Raw genomic sequence first — 20,737 nt, 5'->3', positions numbered from 1 at the left:
AGCGTGCCAACAGTTGGATTAAATACAACGAGTACAAATCATATTCCGTTACAAGCAGGAGCGCAAAAAAGTAATGTACCTGTTAATGGTGTACAATCGCCAGTGCAACAAAGTAATGGAGTTTCAGCAGGAGCGCAAAAGACTCCTGGGGTAATGGGGAAAGATGATTTCTTAAAATTGTTTTTATCAAGTTTCCAACATCAAGATCCATTTAATGCGATGGATATGAATCAAATGATGAATCAGACAGCGCAGTTATCTCTTATGGAACAAGTACAGAATATGACGAAAGCAGTAGATAAGCTGCAATCAACGATGTATTCAACAGCACTTGATGGTGGAATGAAGTTTTTAGGGAAATACGTAAGAGGTGTTGACGGGGACGGAAACAAAGTAACCGGTCAAGTAGAAACGGTTCGTCTTGCGGAAAATAACGATGTACAGCTCGTTATTAATAATAAAGTTGTCTCTCTTCGTTTCGTTGAGAGAGTGTCTGATAAACCGATTGGGGAAACGAATCCAGAAGACGCAAAGAAAGACGATCAAAAAGTAACTGAAGAAGTAAAAACTACAAATTCATAAGGAGTGTCCATACGTTATGATTAAAGCGTTATATACAAGTATTACAGGGATGAATGCAACACAAAATGCATTAAGTGTAACTTCAAATAATATTGCCAATGCACAAACAGTAGGTTATAAAAAACAAAAAGCAATGTTTGATGATTTACTATATAACAATTCGATTGGTGCAAAAGCCGATGATAAATATGCTGGAACAAACCCAAAAAGTATCGGTAACGGTGTAAAATTGAGCGGAACGGTTACCGATTATAGTGATGGTACAATTACGTTAACAGGTGGTAAAACACAAGCAGCAATGGAAGGTAATGGTTTCTTCGTTGTAGGTGATTCAAAAGGCGGAAATATGGAATTTACTCGTAAAGGTACGTTTGGGATATCTTCAGATTACTATATTACGAATACTGAAGGTCAATACGTATTTGCATACCCTGCAAATGAGGCAACTGGTGAAGTTGATTTATCTGGAATTCCAGGACCGTTGCAAATTCCAATGGGAACGGCAATTGGTGGTATTCGAACATCAAAAGGTGTAGTTGGAGGGAATATTCCAGCTGATGCAAAAGCAATCTCACAAGAGATACCTATATATGATAATGCTGGTAACACTTGGACGATGCGTGTGGAGTTTACACAAACGAGCGAACATAATTATTCATATAAAGTACAGATGCGCAATGATTCGAAAAAAGAAGGGTTTAAGGATGTTGAAGGTGCAGGCGGTAATATGGCATTTGATGCTGTTGGAAATCCAAGTCCGAAAGAGCAAGCAGCTAATATTCCATTTAATGGCGGCAATATAAAACTAGACTTAAGTAATTTAACGAATCATCCAACAGATAAAACATTATCAGTAACAGGTGTAGATGGTAGAGCGGCGGCGACTGTTAAAGATTGCTTCATTGCTGATGGTGGATATGTGATGGTAAAATATTCTGATGGAAGCATGAAAGCTGCTGGCCAATTAGCTGTTGCGATGTTCCCGAACGAAGGCGGACTAATGAAAACTGGTAATGGTAACTATACAGCGACGAATACGACGGGTATTTTAGCTCTTGGTGCATCTGGACAAAATGGAGCAGGAAAAGTACGTGGTAGTGCACAAGAAGGTGCAAACGTAGATTTATCTGTAGAATTCGTTGACTTAATGTTATATCAACGCGGATTCCAAGGAAATGCGAAAGTTATTAAAGTTTCAGATGAAGTATTAAATGAAGTTGTAAACTTAATTCGATAATATATATCGCATGGAAAAAATGTAATGGAGTAGAAAGGGTTTTTTATTCGTATGACAAGACAAGAGCGAATTTTACAATTGCCTTTTTTCGAAAATAAACGTGAACTTGCCGAGCAAGTATTAAAAATAGAACGAGAAGAGCATGTATATTTACCAGATCAATTTGAAATTAAGCAAGTGCCTCCGTATTCATTTGGCGAAAAACAAGCGATCATTGGCCGTATCCATGAGTTTTATTTCATAAGTGTTGGTAGCGATAGTGTTTGGAAGTATCAACTGTTTAAGGATGAGATGAAGTGTCGTGAGTTTTTTGTTATGTTGCCAAATATTACGGATCAGCAGATAGCGTTTTGGTTTAATAACATAGAGTTATTGAAAGGTTCTTAAAAGCACTTTTTAGGTTTTGAGAGAGGACCTGGCGATGTTTTGGAGCGGTTAGTGCCTAATAGAGTCCCGACCGATGTGTAAGACCAGAGATATGTAGCGTTACTAGAGTAGTGTGGTAGTGTAAGAAGTGGTAATATAAAATAGTTTTAAGTTAATTTAAGGTAGTTGTATATACGATTAGACTGAATTTCTATAAAAGGAGAGGTGAGGAGGATGGCGCAAAATAAGTATCGCGTTACATTCATTTCGCCGAGTGAGGTTGAGCAGCGGACTGTAATGGCGGCGAATAGTTTGCCAGATTTAATTCGTAAAGTAGAGAGTATTATTGCAGATCCAAACGGTTATTTTGTGAATGATAAAAAAAATAATTGTTATTTTAAAGTGATTAAAGAAAATGTTACGTTTATTCAATATGAGTTACTATTTTCGGATAAGGAAATTCATATTGAAAAATTAAAACATATAGCACCGGTAGTATTAAAGCGATTATTCGAAAAAATAAATGACCCGGAATTATATGCACTTGCGCTACTTGATGTTGATATAGCAACGAAAGAATATGTGTTAGCAGAAATGAATTCTGAACTGAGAATAAGAGTAGAGACAGAGCTTTCGAAAAAATGGGAAGCAATGCCGACGGAAATTGTAGGTGCACAAGAAGTTTTATTAGAGGCACTTGCTTCGTTTATACAAGATTAATTGTTTTTTTATAAAATGAATCGTTCGACTATCTATATTTTTTATATAGGTAGTTGACTTTTTCTCTTTTATAAAGCTTAATAATTAGATATACGGAATTAATGGAAGGGGAGCGACACCTTTATGTCACAAGCACAAAGTATTTTATTAGAAAGCGGAACAAATGAATTAGAGATTGTTACGTACACTGTTGGTGAAAACCTATTTAGTATTAATGTAATGAAAGTACGTGAAATCATTAATCCATTCCCTGTTACAACTGTGCCAGAATCTCATCATGCAGTTGAAGGTGTTGTTCAAGTACGTGGTGAAATTTTACCTGTTATTAACTTAGCGATGGCTCTTAATTTAAAGTCAACAAAGCCACTTGATCAAACGAAATTTATCATCTCAGAATTAAACCAAATGAAAGTTATTTTCCGCGTTGATGAAGTGCATCGTATTCAACGTATTTCATGGGAACAAATTGATGAACCAGCTTCATTATCTATGGGACTAGAAGAAACGACATCTGGTATTGTAAAACTAGATGGAAAAATCATCTTACTATTAGATTATGAAAAAATTGTATGTGAAATTAGCGGCACTGGTTATGACAATAAATCAATTGCAGGATTAGAACAAAAAACAGATCGAGCTGAAAAAGTAATTTACATTGCAGAAGATTCAGCGATGCTTCGCCAAATATTAGAAGAAACATTATCATCAGCTGGATATACAAAAATGAACTTCTTTAGCAATGGTGCAGAAGCGTTAGCGCAAATTGAAAAATTAGCGAAAGAGCAAGGCGAAAAAATGTTTGAGCATATTCACTTGCTAATTACGGATATTGAAATGCCAAAAATGGATGGACATCATTTAACGAAAGTGGTTAAGGATAGTGAAGTAATGAATCGTTTACCAGTCATTATTTTCTCTTCATTAATTACAAATGAATTATTCCATAAAGGTGAAGCTGTAGGAGCAAATGCTCAAGTAAGTAAGCCAGATATTCAAGAGCTAATTGGTTTAGTTGATAAGTTAGTGCTTTAAAAGCTTCTATTTAGCCGGAATAGAAGCTCTAGCTAAGTGTTGAGCGGTTAGTGCTTAATAGAGTCTCATGCGATGTGAGTTCAGAGGTATGAAGTAGTTTTAGGTAAGAAGAAGTGAGACTTTGATTGAGGATTTGAAGACTGGGTTTATAACTCTATTCTGTTAGAGAGAGGAAGGAATTAGCCAATGCTGCATATGGCTAATTCCTTTTTAGTATTCTATACTTTAAGTTGGTAGAAAAATGAAAGGTTTCTTGGGTGTTTGTCGCTGTATGTGTGAATAATCTTTATTTAGAGATTTTTGATTTAAAAATATAAGCAAACGTATTTTCGATTGTTATTTTAGTAATATTTCGTGGTAACGCAAATTTTTTCGGTGAAAAAACATTCAAAATACCATATAATATAATTAAATGTAATTAATATGCAATTTTGCATATTAATAAAAAAACATTTTCCAAATTTTTATACTTTCTATACATTTTTGTATGTTTATTATTTGACAGATAATTTCGAACTGTTATAATATGGATATGTAAAAATTGCTATTTTCTTAAAAGACATGGGAGTCAGATGAGAATTGTGAAAGGATGAGGGGGAGTGGCACAGATTATGTATCACCACACAGCAATTAATGTATTAGGTCTTTTGCAAAACATGTCAAATAATAAAATGAACGATATGCAACTAGAGGTGGAATTTAAAAAAATAGAAAAAGAATTCCAAGTAAAGTATGAAGAATTAGTTGATTTACATAATAGAATGGTATTATTTCAAATAGATATAGAAAAAAATGGCGGGATGCGAGCATATGAAAAATCAGTAATTACATGGCTCAAGTCTGAACTAGAGCTACTGTATGAAGTGTATCAATTTTGTCAACGTCACGGTTTAAACATTTTAAATATTTCAAAATACGTAAGTAAAAATGAACTAAATCTTTTTCCAAAAACAGAAAGTCAATTGCAAAATACGTATTATAAATTGAAAAAACGTGAAATACCGTTTGAAAATATTGAAAAACAAAAACCAGGACGAAAGCGAAAATATACACCAGTAAAAGAGACAATCGCTGCAAGAAAACAAGAAAACGAGTACGAATTAAAAGAAGAAATCCAGCATAAAGAGGATGAAAAAAATCTTGTAACAGTTATATCTGGTATCGTTGATAACTTTGAAACAATTAATCAGTGTAGTGAAAGGAAAGAAGACGAACTACATCAGTTTATGGAAGGTATTTATAAGCTTTCTAGCATGGCAGCAGGGCGTTCTAGAGAAGCAAAGAATACACGTAGTCTAGAAGATGAATTGCAGTCGTTACAACTAGAAAATGAAAGGCTAAAACGAGAGAAAGAAGAGCTTGTACAAGATATTAAAGGCATGACGCAGCTTTTAATTCATTTCATTACAAGTTCTGATATTGATCAAATTCGTAAATTACCAACTTTCGTACAAGATTGTAAAGTGGAATTACATAAACTTGGGCTATATAATGCACAAGACGGTAAAATGAAAATTATGGTTGATCGTAGCGGACAAGTTATGACCGTAACACAGTAATAAAATTTGGGTACAAAATAAAAGGGAGATACATAGTTTATATGTATTTCCCTTTTATTTTGTATGGAATCGTTCCAAAGATGGAAGATGAACTTTTACGATTGTAGTAGTTTAGAGACTATTTGCGGAATTTGGTTTGCTTGTGAAACCATACTAATTGCAACTTCAGTCAATAATTTGAACTTTAAAAAATCACTCATCTCCTGCGCCATGTCTGCATCTTCAATTAGAGATGCAGCATCTGTTAACGCCATACTTTGATTATTTAAATTTTCAATATTAAACTGTAAACGATTTATCATTGCACCAAGATCGGCACGATGAAGTGACACACTTTGCAAAGCCTCTTCGATTTTAAGAATCGCCGCTCTTGCTTCTTGTTCTGTTGAAATCTTGATGTCATGTTGTGTAGGGGAAGGGGGAATATGTTTCGTCATATTTACCGTATGATCGATATCGTCTAGTGTAACAGGGCGGTTTTGACCGTCAAATACGGATAAATCATTAAACTCAGTCGTTTCGCCAATATAGCCAATTTGTTCTGTTAAAGACTGAAACTCTTTATTTAGCGAATCACGATTTGCATTTGAATTTGTACCGTTTGAGGATTGAACAGCTAAATCACGCATACGCTGCAAAATATTCGTCACAGTTTGAAGGGCAGCTTCTGCCGTGCGAAGCATTGATATCGCATCTTCATTATTACGAATCGCCACGCGCATACCACTTGCTCTCGCATGCATTCGAGTCACAATTGCAACATTCGCTGGATTATCAGAAGCGTGGTTTAACTTCTTACCAGTCGCCAAATGCTCCATCGCCACATTCATACGTTTCTCATTCTCATACAACGACTGCCTAGCATTCATACTCAAAACATTCGTACCAATACGCATAATAGACACTCCTTATAGATTAATATAGTTAGTGTTCTGAAGCTAATAAAGGGTTATGAAAAGATAAAAAGGCTTATGCTTATTTGCTATTTGTGTTTTAGCATAAGAGGGGATCAAGATAAGTACTAACCGCTTCTATGTACCGCAGATACTCTCTTCCACATAAAAAAGAAAGTTTTATAAATAATCTATCTATATAGAAAAAATAAACCTCTCCGCAAGCAGAGAGGTTTATTCAGGAAAATAACTCAAATGGCTTATTGTAATAATTTAGAAACCATTTGTGGAGTTTGGTTAGCTTGAGAAAGCATGCTGATACCAGCTTCGTTCAAGATTTTGAACTTAGTCATTTCAGACATTTCTTTCGCCATGTCAGCGTCTTCGATTTGAGAAGCAGCTGAAGCCATAGAAGAAGATTGGCTCTTAAGGTTGTTTACGTTAAAGTCAAGACGGTTTAATGTAGCACCTAGAGTTGCGCGATTTGAAGCGATTGTTTCTAGAGCTTCGTCGATTGATTTAATTGCATCAGAAGCATTTGGTTTCATAACAGATTTAGTAATTGTTCCTTCAGCAGGTTTCATACCAGCTGTAAATGCATTTCCGATTTCCTTAGCCGCGTCTACATCTGGGCTACTAGCATCGAATGCTTCAATTTTTGCCTGAACTTTTGCAATATCTTCGTCATTCATGAATTTTTTGATTTTTTCGAATGATTGTGTAAAATCTGTAACAGCTTTGTTAATTGCAGCAGGAGTACTACCTGGTGTTTTTACAGTGCCATCAGCCTCTTTTACCTCTTTTACTAAGTCTGCTAGACCTTGTTGAGCTTTATCGAATTCTTTGATGTCTGCATCTGCAGCTTTAATGTCTTCAGCAGTAATTGTAACTGTTTCTGTTTTTCCAGCAATAGCTGTTGAACCACTAATTGTTAATTTGTCAATTTTTAATGCAGAAGTAGAAGAATCAGCTAAATTGATGTTGATTTGTTTAGTAGTATCTGCATTGTCTAAAGTTTGAATAGCAATAGTTTTATTATCACCATTTAATAACTTCTTATCGTTAAACTCTGTGTTTTTAGAAATATAATCGATTTGTTCTTTTAATGCAGAAAATTCTTTATCTAATGCTTTTTGGTTATCACCAGTGTTCGTACCATTTGCAGATTGGTTTGCAAGGTCACGCATACGAAGTAAGATGTTAGATACAGAGTTTAAAGCTGAGTCAGCTGTACGGATTAAAGACATACCGTCTTGTGTGTTGTTAGCTGCTACTCCTAAACCGTTTTCACGTGCACGCATACGAGTTGCGATTGCAAGACCTGCTGCATCGTCAGAAGCGTTGTTGATACGTTTACCGCTTGATAAACGGTCCATAGCGTTGCTCATTTTAGCTTGGTTTTGGCGCATGTACTCTTGAGTACGCATGCTGTTAATGTTTGTATTAATTCTCATGTTAAGAAACCCCCATTTTTTTATATTGACTTTTCTGCAAATTGAAAAACGGTAATATGCGAAAAAATCAATTTCGAGATTTATTGTAATCCTTGCCACAACGGGTGTCAACTAAAAATTCGAATTAATAAATATAAAAAAATAACAGTTTAACAATATATTCATTTTTTTATTACATAATTATTAAAAGGATTATTGCAAACTTTAAAAAAAAACTCTAATATTAGATTATCTTTGTTTACCGAAAAGGTGATATTATGATAGTTGGAAATATAGTAAAAGAAGTGCTTGCATATAAGAAAGGGCAAATTCAGCAAAAGCTAAGTAGTCCACAAGCATTCGTTAGTAGTCGTTTTCAAGAGAAGTTGCAGAGTGAACCTGCGAAGGAGACGAAAGAAACTACGCAGCCGGCAAAAGTAGAAGATATGAGTCAGCCGGTACAATCTACGAAAATAGAAGCGGTTGTTAATAAACCGGCAGAAACTATTAATAAAGTAGAGGAAGCGAGTAAGCCTGAAGAAAAGGCTGAAACGAAGAAAGCAGATGAAGTGCAAGTTGCGCAAAAAGAGTTTGAACGACGTTTCCCAGAAACGAAAAATGAGGCCGCTGATACGTGGGAATTAACGAAGAAGTATAATATTCAAAAAATACGTTCTTCCAATGAAGGGAAGTATGAGGATATTATTGATCGAGTAAGTCGTACATATGGAATTCCGAAAACGTTAATTCAAAAAATGATTGAAGTAGAGTCTAATTTTAATCCGAAAACGGTGTCACATGCCGGTGCGATGGGTCTTATGCAGCTTATGCCAGCGAATGTGAAGGAGATGGGTGTGAAGAATCCCTTTTCACCAGCTGAAAGTATTGAAGGTGGCGTGAAAGAGTTAAGCGGTTATTTAAAGAAAAATAACGGCGACTTAGTATTGGCGCTTGCTTCTTATAATGCTGGTCCTGGTAATGTGAGAAAGTACGGAGGCGTACCGCCATTTAAAGAAACGCAAGGATATATTAAAAAAATATTAAATATCGACGTTTCAAAATAAGAAGTTTCATATATAGAGAGAACATGAAATTTTCGTGAACATGATATGGGAGTTGGCTAGATTTGAAATTACAAGATGATATTCCGTTAACAATTTATTTTGAAATCGGAAATACGAAAAAGAAAATTGAAGATCTGCTTCATATTACGAAAGGTACATTGTATCGTCTTGAAAATTCAACGAAAAATACGGTGCGTCTTATGCTTGAGAATGAAGAGATTGGAACCGGAAAGATTTTGACGAAGAATGGAAAGATGTACGTTGAAATCGTTGAATTGAAAAGGTAGGGAAGGGGATTGTCATGAGTGGCGAAAAATTAAGCCAAGAGCAAATTGATGCCCTGCTGAAGGCGGTAAATGAAGGCGAGGAAATGCCAGCTTTCGCACAAGAAGCAGGAAAGCAAGAGAAATTTCAAGAGTATGATTTTAATAGACCAGAGAAGTTCGGTGTTGAGCATTTACGTAGTTTGCAAGCGATTGCTTCTACGTTTGGAAAACAGACGTCACAGACGTTATCAGCGCGTATGCGTATTCCAATTGAACTAGAGCCTTCAACAGTTGAGCAAGTTCCATTTACGAGTGAGTATGTGGAGAAAATGCCGAAAGATTATTATTTATATTGCGTAATTGATCTCGGTTTACCAGAGCTTGGAGAAATTGTTATTGAGATTGATTTAGCATTCGTTATTTATATTCATGAATGTTGGCTTGGCGGAGATAGTAAGCGTAACTTTACGATGCGCAGACCGTTAACAGCGTTTGAGTTTTTAACGCTTGATAATATATTCTTGCTTCTTTGTAAAAATTTAGAGCAATCATTCGAAAGTGTTGTTGCGATTGAACCGAAATTTGTAACGACGGAAACAGATCCGAATGCACTAAAGATTACGACAGCGAGCGATATTATTTCATTACTTAACGTAAATATGAAAACAGATTTTTGGAATACGACGGTGCGTATCGGAATTCCATTCTTATCTGTTGAAGAAATTATGGATAAGTTAACGTCTGAAAATATTGTCGAACATTCTTCAGATAAACGTAAAAAGTATACGTCTGAAGTGGAAGTGAAAGTAAATCAAGTGTACAAACCTGTTCACGTTGCAATTGGTGAGCAGAAAATGACAATGAGTGAGATTGAACAAATTGAAGAAGGCGATATTATTCCGCTTCATACGAAAGTTTCGGATGAATTACTTGGTTATGTAGATGGAAAGCATAAATTTAATTGTTTTATTGGAAAAGATGGAACGCGTAAGGCGCTCCTATTTAAAAGTTTTGTAGAGTAGGAGGATCCATATGAAGCATGAAGTATCTCCCGTGTCATTAATGGGATTAGAAGATTTTGCAGGAAAGCGAAATGAAGCAGGTAAGGCACATATTGATACTGTTTCAGATATTTCGATTGAACTCGGTGTAAAGCTTGGAAAATCATCTATTACACTTGGTGATGTAAAGCAGTTAAAAGTTGGCGATGTTCTGGAAGTAGAGAAAAACTTAGGACATAAAGTAGATGTGTATTTAAGTAATATGAAAGTCGGCATCGGTGAAGCAATCGTAATGGACGAGAAATTCGGTATTATCATTTCTGAAATTGAAGCTGATAAGAAACAAGCGGCGCTTATGAAAGCCCAAAGTCAAATGCAAGATAAAGAGTAGAGGAGGAGTCATATGTCGTATATGACGACCTTATTTCAAGTCGTTTTACTGTTTGGTGCGCTCGGTTACGGTGCATATTATATGACGAAAAAGACGCGCAAACAGCAGTTTTTTAAGCAGGGTGAAAATGGCCATATTCAAGTAAAAGACGGCGTGTATTTAAATCATCAAACGAGTGCCTTTTTATTTGAAGTGGACGGAAAGCAAGTGTTCACTGTTATTAGTAATAACGGTGTGCAGTCTGTGCAATTAACCGGAACAGGAAATCAGTTTCAACAAGCACTAGAAGACGCGGTGAAGACTGAAACGAAAAAAGTAGAGGATCCATCATGAGAATAAAGAAACAGTTATCATTATTAGCCGTTATTTTCGTATTTTCTATCGTTTTTTCAATTATTTTTGTAAATCCAGCGTATGCGGCCCCGAACGGTTTTATTAATTTCGAAAATGGAAAAGAGTTTACGAGTAATTCAAGTGTACAACTATTTGCGCTCGTTACCCTTTTATCATTATCTTCTTCTATCGTTCTATTATTTACACATTTTACTTATTTTATGATCGTTCTTGGGATTACACGTCAAGGACTTGGGGTAATGAATTTACCACCAAACCAAGTGCTTGTTGGACTTGCATTATTTTTATCACTCTTTACGATGCAGCCTGTACTCGGGCAACTGAAGAGCGATGTGTGGGATCCGATGACGAAAGAGAAAATAACAGTAAGCCAAGCTGCGGAAACGACAGCTCCTATTATGAAAGAATATATGTCAAAGCATACGTATAAGCATGATTTGAAAATGATGCTGAAAGTACGCGGAGAAGAGTTGCCGAAAGATTTGAAAGATCTTTCCTTATTTACACTTGTACCATCCTTTACGTTAACGCAAATTCAAAAAGGTTTACTAACAGGGATGTTCATTTATTTAGCGTTTGTATTTATAGATTTGATTATTAGTACACTTTTAATGTACCTCGGGATGATGATGGTACCGCCGATGATTTTAAGTTTACCGTTTAAAATACTCGTTTTCGTATATTTAGGTGGATATACAAAAATCGTCGACATTATGTTTAAAACGGTCGCCTGAAGCGTTTGATGCTATGTGATAGGAGTCATATAAATGAATACGTCACCAATTATAGATATTTTTCAAACCTTTTTTTATAAAGGGGTTATGATTTTAATGCCGGTTGCCGGCGTAAGTATGATTGTCGTTATTATCATCGCTGTCATTATGGCGATGATGCAAATTCAAGAGCAAACGCTGACGTTTTTACCGAAAATGGCGAGTATTGTCCTCGTTATTATCATTTTAGGTCCGTGGATGTTCCAAGAGTTAACGACGCTTATTTTAGATTTATTTGATAAAATCCCATCGCTATTGCGTTCGTACTAAGATAGGTGAACTGAAATGAATATGGAATTATGGGCGGCGACGTTTTTTGCGTTTTGCCGCATTACTTCATTTTTATATTTTTTACCGTTTTTCTCAGGACGATCTATTCCAGCTATGGCGAAGGTTACATTTGGGCTCGGTCTGTCGATTACAGTTGCCGATCAAGTTGATGTTTCTCATATAAAGACGGTTTGGGATGTAGCTGCTTATGCAGCGACGCAAATTGTCATTGGATTATCTCTTTCAAAAATTGTAGAAATGCTGTGGAACATTCCGAAAATGGCTGGACATATTTTAGACTTTGATATCGGTTTATCACAGGCGAGTTTGTTTGATGTGAATGCAGGATCCCAGTCTACTTTACTTTCAACACTTTTTGATATGTTCTTCCTCATTATTTTTATTTCACTTGGCGGCATTAATTATTTCGTTGCCACGATTTTAAAGTCGTTTCAATATACAGAGGCGATTTCAAAATTGCTGACGACTAGTTTTTTAGATAGTCTACTCGCAACGCTATTATTTGCGATCACATCAGCGGTTGAAATTGCTCTTCCGCTTATGGGAAGTTTATTCATCATTAACTTTGTTCTAATTTTAATTGCAAAAAACGCTCCGCAATTAAACGTTTTTATGAATGCATATGTAATTAAAATTACGTGCGGTATTTTGTTTATTGCGATGAGTGTACCGATGCTCGGTTATGTGTTTAAAAATATGACGGATGTATTACTTGAAGAGTATACGAAACTATTTAACTTTTTCTTAACGAAGTAGGGGGACGCGCATGGCAAAGGATAATAAAACAGAAAAGGCCACCCCGCAGAAGCGTAAAAAATCGCGTGAAGAAGGGAATATTGCCCGGAGTAAAGATTTAAATAATTTATTTTCCATTCTCGTATTAGCAGTTGTCGTTTATTTCTTCGGAGATTGGCTAGGGTATGAGATTGCAAATTCCGTAGCGGTGCTGTTTGATCAAATTGGAAAAAATACAGATTCAACCGAGTATTTTTATTTAATGGGGATTTTATTACTGAAAGTATCGGCTCCGATATTAATACTCGTATACGCTTTTCATTTATTCAATTATATGATTCAAGTCGGCTTCCTATTTTCTTCTAAAGTCATTAAACCGAAAGCGTCACGTATTAATCCGAAAAACTATTTTACGAGACTGTTTAGTCGTAAAAGTTTAGTAGATATTTTGAAATCACTATTTTATATGGGATTAATCGGTTACGTCGCTTACGTTCTCTTTAAAAAGAATTTAGAGAAAATTGTCAGCATGATTGGATTTAACTGGACTGCATCACTTACTGAAATTATTAGGGAGATTAAATTTATTTTCTTAGCAATTTTAATTATTTTAATCGTTCTTTCTATTATTGATTTCATTTATCAAAAATGGGAGTACGAGCAAGATATAAAGATGAAAAAAGAAGAAGTGAAACAAGAGCATAAAGATAATGAAGGGGACCCGCAAGTTAAAGGGAAACGAAAAAACTTTATGCATGCAATCTTGCAAGGAACAATTGCGAAGAAGATGGATGGCGCAACGTTTATTGTAAACAACCCGACTCATATTTCGGTCGTACTTCGTTACAATAAACACGTTGATGCAGCACCAATTGTCGTTGCAAAAGGGGAAGATGAGCTCGCGTTATATATACGAACGCTTGCTCGTGAACAAGAAATACCAATGGTGGAAAACCGTCCGCTTGCTCGTTCTTTATATTATCAAGTCGAGGAAGATGAGACGATTCCAGAAGATTTATACGTAGCTGTAATTGAAGTTATGCGCTATTTAATTCAGACGAACGAACTTGAAGTATAATAGCGCGTTTGGAGGAGATCTCTTTGTTTAAGATAGATTCTGCAAGAACCTATTTTTCTATCTTTTTAGCAGCGTCATTCGTAGTGGCGCTCTTAATTCCACTTCCACCATTTATACTTGATATCATTATCGTTTTTCTACTAAGTATGTCAGTACTTATTTATATGCGAGCGACAAGTATTAACGAGTGGGATGAATTAAAGTCATTTCCGACGATGTTGTTATTAATCGGGATTTTCCGCGTATCGATTAACGTTTCGACGACGCGAGCGATTTTGACAGACGGAAATGCCGGTCATGTTATTGAAGAGTTCGGCCAGTTCGTAATTGGCGGAAACTTATTAATTGGTATCGTTATTTTTACAGTATTAATCATATTCCAGTTTATCGTTGCAAACGGTGCATCGCGTACAGCTGAAGTAGCAGCTCGTTTTACACTTGATTCTTTACCAGGGAAACAAATGTCTATCGATGCTGATTTAAACCAGCGTATTATTTCAGAAAAAGATGCACAAGCAAAACGAAAAAAATTAAATATGGAAACAGAGTTTTACGGAGCGATGGATGGTGCCGGGAAGTTCATTAAAGGGGACGTTATTTTCGGGATTGTCATTTTATTCGTAAACATTATTTTCGGTTTAATTGTCGGAATGATGCAGCAAGGAATGAGCTTTGCAGATGCGGCTCTTCATTATACACAGTTAACTGTCGGTGACGGAATCGTAAACCAAATCGGTTCGTTAATGCTTGCGATTTCAACAGGTATTATCGTAACGCGTGTATTTGATGGTTCACCGGATACGGTAACGGAAGGAATCTTTAAAGAGTTATTAGCACATGAAGTTGTTGTATATGCGCTCGGTGGTTTGTTTATCGCAATGGGTATTTTTACTCCGCTACCGTTTCTACCATTCGCACTCGTTGGCGGAACGATTATCTTCTTGGGCATTCGTAATAAAAATCGAATAAAGAAAGAAAAAGAAGACGAGCTTCAAAAAGAAATAGAAATGATTCAAGGCGAAGATGAGCAACTGCAACAAGTGGAAGATTCATTTGGAGTATTTACGGATAAATATCCAATTATAGTAGAACTCGGTTTAGATTTAGCAGCACTTGTAAAGCAGAAAATTAACGGGGAAACAGCGCGTGATAAAGTTGTTCTTATGAGGAAGTCAATTATTACTGACCTCGGTATTAACGTTCCTGGAATTAACTTTAAAGATAATACGAGTTTTAGACCACGCGGACGTTACATTATTCGAATTAAAGGTGCGAAGGCGGCTGAGGGTGTTTTAAAATCAGGTTATTTATTAGCACTGAAAACACCAAACGTAATGGCTGATTTAGATGCAGAGCCAGCGAAAGATCCAATTTTCGGTGAAGATGGATATTGGATTTTAGAGCATATGGTGCAAGATGCACAAATGAAAGGCTATCAAGTGTTAGAGCCACTTAGCATATTAATTACACATTTAGATGTTGTCGTTAGACGTAATCTTCATGAATTAATTCAGCGCCAACATGTAAAAGACTTAATTAACTCGCTTGAAAATGATAATGGCGTTCTATTAGAAGAGATTAAGAAAAAAGAAATTGATTTATCACTTGTTCAAAATGTTATTAAACAACTTCTAAAAGAAGGTATTTCTATTCGTGATTTACCAACAATTATTGAAGGTATTATTGACGGCAAAGAAATTTATCAAAACCACGTGGATGGTGTAACATCATTTGTTCGTGAATGTATTTCAAAAGTTATTTGTGAAAATGCGAAAAATCCGGACGGAAAAATATATGCAGCGCTCTTCGCTGATTCAATCGAGTTAGATGCGGATGTTGTGAATAATTCATATCAAGGTTACTTATTAAACTGGGATTTAGATTTAGAAACACGTGTCGTTGAGCAAGTGCAGCGCGTCTTTAAGCAAGCACGTTTAATGGGAAGAGAACCAGTGTTATTAACACGTAGAAAAGATTTTAGATTTGCGATTGTAAGACTGCTAGAACGTTATCAAGTGGAAGCACAAGTACTTTGTATTAGTGAATTAGCACCAGAAATTGTTGTGGATCAAATTGCCTATATTGAATAGTAGGGGGTGAAGTAATGGAAAGTACAGAAAAGAAAGAAGCGTTAATGCGAATAAAAGCAGCTTCGAAAAATGAATTGTATCGAAAGTTATTTGACCAATATGGTACAGATTATTATTACGTTGTCGATGAAAGTGTAAAACGAAATATACCGTTTTTTTGGAAAAAGGATTATGAAATGTTAGTTGCATTTCCAGAAGAAAAACAGGAAGAAGTGAATGAAGGTACAGCTCAATTTCATGAACAATTAATGGATGTTGTGAATGATCCTTCAGAACAAATTGTGAAGGCGAATGGAATTCAATCAGTACTGCACAATTTAGAAAACGTAACGACTTCTATGTCATACGCGGCGATGCAAACAGGAAATAGTGAAGAATGGGCAAGAAAAAAAGAGAAACTATTAAAGCTGTTTGAAAAAGGAATCGTCGTTGTGAAACCGATGAAAGAAACGGAAGTAACGAAAAAGAAAAAAGTTGTGAAACAAGTCGTTCCAGTAAAGAAAGAAGAAGTAGCTCCAAAGAAAGAAAATCAAGAATCTGTACCGTTTATTATTCAAAAAGTAATTCGGATGCTAGAACAAAACGATGTGGAACAATATTTCATTCATGCATATGCTGAAAAGTTAAAAATAAAGTTTGAAAATGCAACGATGATTACGGAAGAAGAAGTTATCAGGTACATATTGGAAGATATAAAATCTCATTTTAATACGGAAAACGTCTTTGAAAAAGAAGTACAAACAATTGCATTAATAGGTCCAACTGGCGTTGGTAAAACGACGACACTTGCGAAAATGGCATGGCAATTTCACGGTAAGAAAAAAACAGTTGGTTTTATAACGACCGATCATTCGCGCATAGGGACAGTGCAGCAATTGCAAGATAACGTAAAGACAATTGGATCTGAAGTAATTGCTGTGCGTGATGAAGCTGCAATGACAAGAGCGCTTACGTATTTTAAAGAAGAAGCACGCGTCGATTATATTTTAATTGATACAGCAGGGAAAAATTATCGTACGTCAGAAACAGTGAAAGAAATGATTGAAACGATGGGACAAGTAGAACCAGATTATATTTGTTTAACGTTATCAGCTTCAATGAAAAGTAAAGATATGATTGAAATTATTACAAACTTTAAAGATATTCATATAGATGGTATTGTGTTTACGAAATTTGATGAAACAGCAAGTAGTGGCGAATTGTTGAAAATTCCAGCAGTATCATCAGCTCCTATTGTATTAATGACAGATGGCCAAGACATAAAGAAAAATATACATATCGCTACAGCTGAACATTTAGCAAAACAAATGTTACAAACATCGTAGAAAAGAGGTGAAGAATAAGGCGCTTGCCTTATTCAAACGAATATGAACGGTCTTTATATAGGTTCTATGGGCATGATGAATTACATGCAGCGCATTAATGTTCATTCGAATAACGTTGCAAATGCTCAAACGACAGGATTTAAAGCAGAAAATATGACGTCTAAAGTATTTGATGTACAAGACACATATCGCCGCGGAGATGGGGCGGTAACAAATATCGGTTCGGTCGATTACGCTGTAGTACCAGCTGCAACGCATGTGAATTTAGTACAAGGAAATATACAAATGACAAATAGCGCTACAGATTTCTTTTTAGATGACGGCGTGGCCGGCACAACATCATTTTTCGTTACTTCTAAAAATGATGAAACGTTTTTAACGAGAGATGGTAGTTTCACATTAAATAGTGATCGTTATTTACAAACGTCATCTGGTGCTTTCGTAATGGGAGAGAATAATGAGCGTATTCGTATTCCAGAAGGAGCAAAGGTTGCTGTACAAGCAGATGGTACATTATATGATGAAGTAACACAAAATAATATTGCTCGTTTGCAAACAAAAACAGTAGATGCCGAAACGAATGCTCGTCTTGTGCAAAGAGAGAACAAAAGCTTTACACTAGCAGAAGGAAACATTGCTAATTTACCGAACGGAACAGGAATAGTAAAAAATCATATGCTAGAAAATTCAAATGTAGATATGACGAAAGAGATGGCAGATCTTATGACAGATCAAAAGATGATTCAAGCATCACAGCGCGTTATGACGTCATTTGATAAAATTTATGAAAAAGAAGCGAATGAAATATTGAGATAGTGGACTCCTAATAAAGGAGTCTTTTATTAATTTAAAATTTCAGAATTATCAATTGACTTCACGGAGTTTCTTTTTTATATTAGTAGGTATAACTATAACTACTAAAGAGGTGAGAGTATGACAACGGCATTATATTTAGAAGATGCATACAAAACGAGTTGCGAAACAGAAGTGATAAGAGTAGAAGGGAATAAAGTATTTGTAAAAGAAACAATTTTTTATCCAACTGGTGGAGGACAGGAATGTGATACGGGTGTCATTGTACAAGATGGGTCTGTATTTGAAGTTGAAAAAGTAAAGAAGGAGCAAGGAGAAATAGTTCACTATATAAAAGACGAAGCACAAGTAAAGTTAGGTCCAGTTAAATTAGAGATAAATTGGGAAAGACGTCATAATTTAATGCGTCATCACTCTTTACTGCATCTTATCGGAGCTGTTGTTTATGAAAAGTATGGAGCTCTATGCACCGGAAATCAAATTTATCCTGATAAAGCACGTATCGATTTTAATGAGTTACAAGAGTTATCGAGCGTGGAAGTAGAAGGAATTGTTGAGGAAGTGAATAAACTTATTAAGCAAAATAAAGAAATTTCCACTCGTTATATGAGCCGCGAAGAAGCAGAAAATGCTGTAGGAATGATTAAAACAGCAATAAATCTCCTGCCAACTACTATCCAAGAAATCCGCATTGTTACAATTGAAAATTTAGACGAACAAGCTTGTGGAGGCACACATGTGAAAAATACGAGTGAAATAGGAACACTTGTTATTGATAAAGTAAAAAGTAAAGGGAAGCAAAATCGTCGTTTTGAAGTAAGGGCGATTTAGATTGTGAGGGGTTACCGATGGATGAAATTATAAAGGAATTACAAAAGTTAGGATTTTCTCAGTATGAATGTAAAGCGTATATTGGACTACTAAAACATTCCCCAGTAACGGGCTATGAAGTGAGTAAACAAACAGGAGTACCTCGTTCTATGATTTACGAGGTACTCGGTAAGTTAATGGATAAAGGAGCAGTGCATATTGTACCTTCTGAACCAGTTAAATATGTACCAGTACCAGCTACCGAATTAATGAATCGAATGCGAAAAGACTTTGAAAAGTCCTTTGAATTTTTAGATGAGAAATTAAATTGTTTAGAACAAGAGCGACAAATAGATGTAATTTCGCATATTCGTTCAAATGATCGTGTTTTGAAAGAAATATGCAATATAATTAGTAGAGCTAAGGAAGAGTTATGGGTTTCTGTATGGGAAGAACAAGTGCATGAAATTGAACCATACATTCATCAAAAGGAAGAGGAAGGCGTACATATATTTTCAATCTTATTTGGAGCTCCAGAAACAAAAATAGGAGCGACGTTTCATCATAATTATATGACGCCCCACGTTGTTGAAAAGAGAATGGGTGGTCATTTAACTGTTATTGCTCGTGATGGAGAGGAAGTATTAATTGCGAACTTCTCAAATGATAGCACTTCATGGGCCGTTACAACGTATGACCCAGCGCTAGTTCTCGTTGCTACAGAGTATGTGCGGCACGATATTATGGTTGAAGAAATCACAAAGGAATTTGGAGCTGATAAGTTAGATACGTTATGGCGTGAAAATATAGATTTAGTTCATGTCGTAACAGGAAAACGAACTTTAGAAGGAATGGAGGATGATAGAGATGAGTAAAGTTCAGGCACATGTAGCTTTGCAGAGTGACGATACATTTCAGCAAGGAGTAAAAGATTGTTTACCAACTGTATTTGGTTACTTGAGCATCGGTATAGCAGCTGGTGTAATTGCAAAAACAGCTGGTTTCTCCATCATTGAAATTGCATTTATGTCCACTTTAATTTATGCAGGTTCTGCCCAATTTATATTAGCTGGTATGTATGCAGCCGGTGCTCCTGCTTCCGCAATTATTTTTACTGTATTTTTTGTTAACTTGCGCCACCTTCTTATGAGTGCTGCACTTGCACCGTACTTTACGAAAATTCCTCTATTTAAAAACCTAATCATCGGTTCGCAAATTACAGATGAAACTTTCGGCGTTGCAGTGCAGCATGCTGCGCAAAAAGGATATTTAGGTGAAAGATGGATGATAGGGCTTAATGTAACAGCGTATTTAAATTGGATTCTTGCTACTATCATTGGCGGGCTATTTGGTGAGTGGATACCAGATCCACATACATACGGGATGGATTATGCATTACCAGCGATGTTTATCGGATTATTTGTTCTTCAGCTCATAAGTAGTAAACCGAAACTAGCAATTCATTTAAGTGTTGCAATTGTAGCGATTATTATCGCATACGTTTCACACCTATTTATGCCAGATAGTATAGCGGTTATTATCGCAACCTTACTAGCTGCGACGATTGGAGTGTTGATTGAAAAATGGAAATGAGATTAGATGTATTATTACTTTTACTAGCAGCAGGAGCTGTTACACTCGTGCCACGTATTTTACCTCTACTCGTATTTAGCAAACTACAAATTCCTGACTGGGGTTTAAAATGGTTAAATTACATACCAATTGCGATATTAGCAGCGCTTTTAGCACAAGTTTTATTTATGCATGAAACGATGCAGTGGGATTATCTTATTGCAGCAATTCCAACATTTCTTGTAGCGATATATACTCGTAGTTTATTAGGTACAGTATTAACGGGAGTGATTGTGATTATTTTGTTACGTTTCCTTTTCTAAAAAGGATTACGCTCATATCATAGCGAAAA

Annotated in this window: 24 protein-coding genes; 22 read left to right on the top strand and 2 right to left on the bottom strand. The window is 35.8% G+C overall.

Annotated elements, in window-relative coordinates:
- Positions 1 to 3 precede the first annotated feature (3 nt).
- The 6 genes from MKY38_RS13685 (at position 4) to MKY38_RS13660 (ending at position 5,496) form a co-directional block, all read left to right on the top strand.
- Positions 4 to 582 (top strand): flagellar hook assembly protein FlgD, encoded by a 579-nt coding sequence (locus MKY38_RS13685; protein ID WP_001143462.1) that lies wholly within the window; start codon positions 4 to 6, stop codon positions 580 to 582.
- Positions 583 to 598: 16 nt separating this feature from the next.
- Entirely contained in the window at positions 599 to 1,819 is a 1,221-nt protein-coding gene (locus MKY38_RS13680; protein ID WP_058839178.1) for a flagellar hook protein FlgE, read from the top strand.
- A gap of 51 nt (positions 1,820 to 1,870) precedes the next feature.
- Positions 1,871 to 2,206 (top strand): DUF3964 family protein, encoded by a 336-nt coding sequence (locus tag MKY38_RS13675; protein ID WP_000198166.1) that lies wholly within the window; start codon positions 1,871 to 1,873, stop codon positions 2,204 to 2,206.
- Positions 2,207 to 2,419: 213 nt separating this feature from the next.
- A complete protein-coding gene (locus tag MKY38_RS13670) occupies positions 2,420 to 2,905 on the top strand; it encodes a hypothetical protein (protein WP_000068301.1) in 486 nt (161 codons plus the stop codon).
- A gap of 123 nt (positions 2,906 to 3,028) precedes the next feature.
- Positions 3,029 to 3,937, top strand: a complete 909-nt coding sequence (locus MKY38_RS13665; protein ID WP_000075943.1) for a chemotaxis protein — start codon at positions 3,029 to 3,031, stop codon at positions 3,935 to 3,937.
- Positions 3,938 to 4,548: 611 nt separating this feature from the next.
- Positions 4,549 to 5,496, top strand: a complete 948-nt coding sequence (locus MKY38_RS13660; RefSeq protein WP_341050310.1) for a DNA-binding domain-containing protein — start codon at positions 4,549 to 4,551, stop codon at positions 5,494 to 5,496.
- A gap of 95 nt (positions 5,497 to 5,591) precedes the next feature.
- Here the strand turns inward: MKY38_RS13660 and MKY38_RS13655 are convergent, their stop codons facing one another.
- Together MKY38_RS13655 and MKY38_RS13650 are read right to left on the bottom strand one after the other, a co-directional pair.
- Entirely contained in the window at positions 5,592 to 6,392 is an 801-nt protein-coding gene (locus MKY38_RS13655; RefSeq protein ID WP_341049133.1) for a flagellin N-terminal helical domain-containing protein, read from the bottom strand.
- A gap of 257 nt (positions 6,393 to 6,649) precedes the next feature.
- A complete protein-coding gene (locus MKY38_RS13650) occupies positions 6,650 to 7,843 on the bottom strand; it encodes a flagellin N-terminal helical domain-containing protein (RefSeq protein ID WP_078385177.1) in 1,194 nt (397 codons plus the stop codon).
- Between the two features lie 257 nt (positions 7,844 to 8,100).
- Here MKY38_RS13650 and MKY38_RS13645 point away from each other — a divergent pair, with 257 nt between their 5' ends.
- The 16 genes from MKY38_RS13645 (at position 8,101) to MKY38_RS13570 (ending at position 20,708) form a co-directional block, all read left to right on the top strand.
- Entirely contained in the window at positions 8,101 to 8,886 is a 786-nt protein-coding gene (locus MKY38_RS13645; RefSeq protein ID WP_078385178.1) for a lytic transglycosylase domain-containing protein, read from the top strand.
- Positions 8,887 to 8,948: 62 nt separating this feature from the next.
- The gene (locus tag MKY38_RS13640) at positions 8,949 to 9,173 is read left to right on the top strand and encodes a flagellar motor switch protein FliN (protein WP_000775712.1); all 225 of its coding nucleotides are present in this window, start codon (positions 8,949 to 8,951) and stop codon (positions 9,171 to 9,173) included.
- 14 nt (positions 9,174 to 9,187) lie between these two features.
- Positions 9,188 to 10,174: a flagellar motor switch protein FliM gene (gene fliM, locus MKY38_RS13635; protein WP_000012360.1), complete on the top strand. Its 987-nt coding sequence runs from the start codon at positions 9,188 to 9,190 to the stop codon at positions 10,172 to 10,174.
- A 10-nt stretch (positions 10,175 to 10,184) separates the two neighbouring features.
- The gene (gene fliN, locus MKY38_RS13630) at positions 10,185 to 10,544 is read left to right on the top strand and encodes a flagellar motor switch protein FliN (protein WP_000680010.1); all 360 of its coding nucleotides are present in this window, start codon (positions 10,185 to 10,187) and stop codon (positions 10,542 to 10,544) included.
- A gap of 12 nt (positions 10,545 to 10,556) precedes the next feature.
- A complete protein-coding gene (locus MKY38_RS13625; protein ID WP_000121178.1) occupies positions 10,557 to 10,877 on the top strand; it encodes a hypothetical protein in 321 nt (106 codons plus the stop codon).
- Complete coding sequence (locus tag MKY38_RS13620; protein WP_001220582.1) at positions 10,874 to 11,632, top strand: flagellar type III secretion system pore protein FliP; 759 nt, start codon at positions 10,874 to 10,876, stop codon at positions 11,630 to 11,632. The genes MKY38_RS13625 and MKY38_RS13620 overlap by 4 nt, the downstream gene beginning before the upstream one ends.
- 33 nt (positions 11,633 to 11,665) lie before the next feature.
- On the top strand, positions 11,666 to 11,941 hold the full coding sequence (locus MKY38_RS13615; RefSeq protein WP_001098085.1) for a flagellar biosynthetic protein FliQ: 276 nt from the start codon (positions 11,666 to 11,668) through the stop codon (positions 11,939 to 11,941).
- 15 nt (positions 11,942 to 11,956) lie between these two features.
- Positions 11,957 to 12,718, top strand: coding sequence for a flagellar biosynthetic protein FliR (locus MKY38_RS13610; RefSeq protein WP_001055706.1), 762 nt, complete (start codon positions 11,957 to 11,959; stop codon positions 12,716 to 12,718).
- A gap of 10 nt (positions 12,719 to 12,728) precedes the next feature.
- On the top strand, positions 12,729 to 13,775 hold the full coding sequence (flhB, locus tag MKY38_RS13605) for a flagellar type III secretion system protein FlhB (RefSeq protein ID WP_001030111.1): 1,047 nt from the start codon (positions 12,729 to 12,731) through the stop codon (positions 13,773 to 13,775).
- 23 nt (positions 13,776 to 13,798) lie between these two features.
- Positions 13,799 to 15,865: a flagellar biosynthesis protein FlhA gene (gene flhA / locus MKY38_RS13600; protein WP_078385179.1), complete on the top strand. Its 2,067-nt coding sequence runs from the start codon at positions 13,799 to 13,801 to the stop codon at positions 15,863 to 15,865.
- 14 nt (positions 15,866 to 15,879) lie between these two features.
- Positions 15,880 to 17,190: a flagellar biosynthesis protein FlhF gene (flhF, locus tag MKY38_RS13595; protein ID WP_114555609.1), complete on the top strand. Its 1,311-nt coding sequence runs from the start codon at positions 15,880 to 15,882 to the stop codon at positions 17,188 to 17,190.
- Between the two features lie 42 nt (positions 17,191 to 17,232).
- Positions 17,233 to 18,006 carry a flagellar basal-body rod protein FlgG gene (locus MKY38_RS13590; RefSeq protein WP_098291619.1) on the top strand — a complete coding sequence of 258 codons (774 nt, stop codon included), beginning with the start codon at positions 17,233 to 17,235 and terminating at the stop codon, positions 18,004 to 18,006.
- A gap of 117 nt (positions 18,007 to 18,123) precedes the next feature.
- Positions 18,124 to 18,834, top strand: a complete 711-nt coding sequence (locus MKY38_RS13585; RefSeq protein ID WP_114555608.1) for an alanyl-tRNA editing protein — start codon at positions 18,124 to 18,126, stop codon at positions 18,832 to 18,834.
- Between the two features lie 17 nt (positions 18,835 to 18,851).
- Positions 18,852 to 19,688 carry a TrmB family transcriptional regulator gene (locus MKY38_RS13580; RefSeq protein ID WP_000343362.1) on the top strand — a complete coding sequence of 279 codons (837 nt, stop codon included), beginning with the start codon at positions 18,852 to 18,854 and terminating at the stop codon, positions 19,686 to 19,688.
- Positions 19,681 to 20,406: an AzlC family ABC transporter permease gene (locus MKY38_RS13575; protein WP_114555607.1), complete on the top strand. Its 726-nt coding sequence runs from the start codon at positions 19,681 to 19,683 to the stop codon at positions 20,404 to 20,406. Before MKY38_RS13580 ends, MKY38_RS13575 begins: the two co-directional genes overlap by 8 nt.
- Positions 20,397 to 20,708, top strand: a complete 312-nt coding sequence (locus MKY38_RS13570; RefSeq protein ID WP_000425943.1) for an AzlD domain-containing protein — start codon at positions 20,397 to 20,399, stop codon at positions 20,706 to 20,708. The genes MKY38_RS13575 and MKY38_RS13570 overlap by 10 nt, the downstream gene beginning before the upstream one ends.
- The last annotated feature ends 29 nt before the right edge of the window (positions 20,709 to 20,737 follow it).

Source organism: Bacillus sp. FSL R5-0585 (assembly GCF_038004545.1).
Taxonomy (GTDB): Bacteria; Bacillota; Bacilli; order Bacillales; family Bacillaceae_G; genus Bacillus_A; species Bacillus_A cereus.
This window is presented reverse-complemented; position numbering and strand designations above follow the sequence as displayed.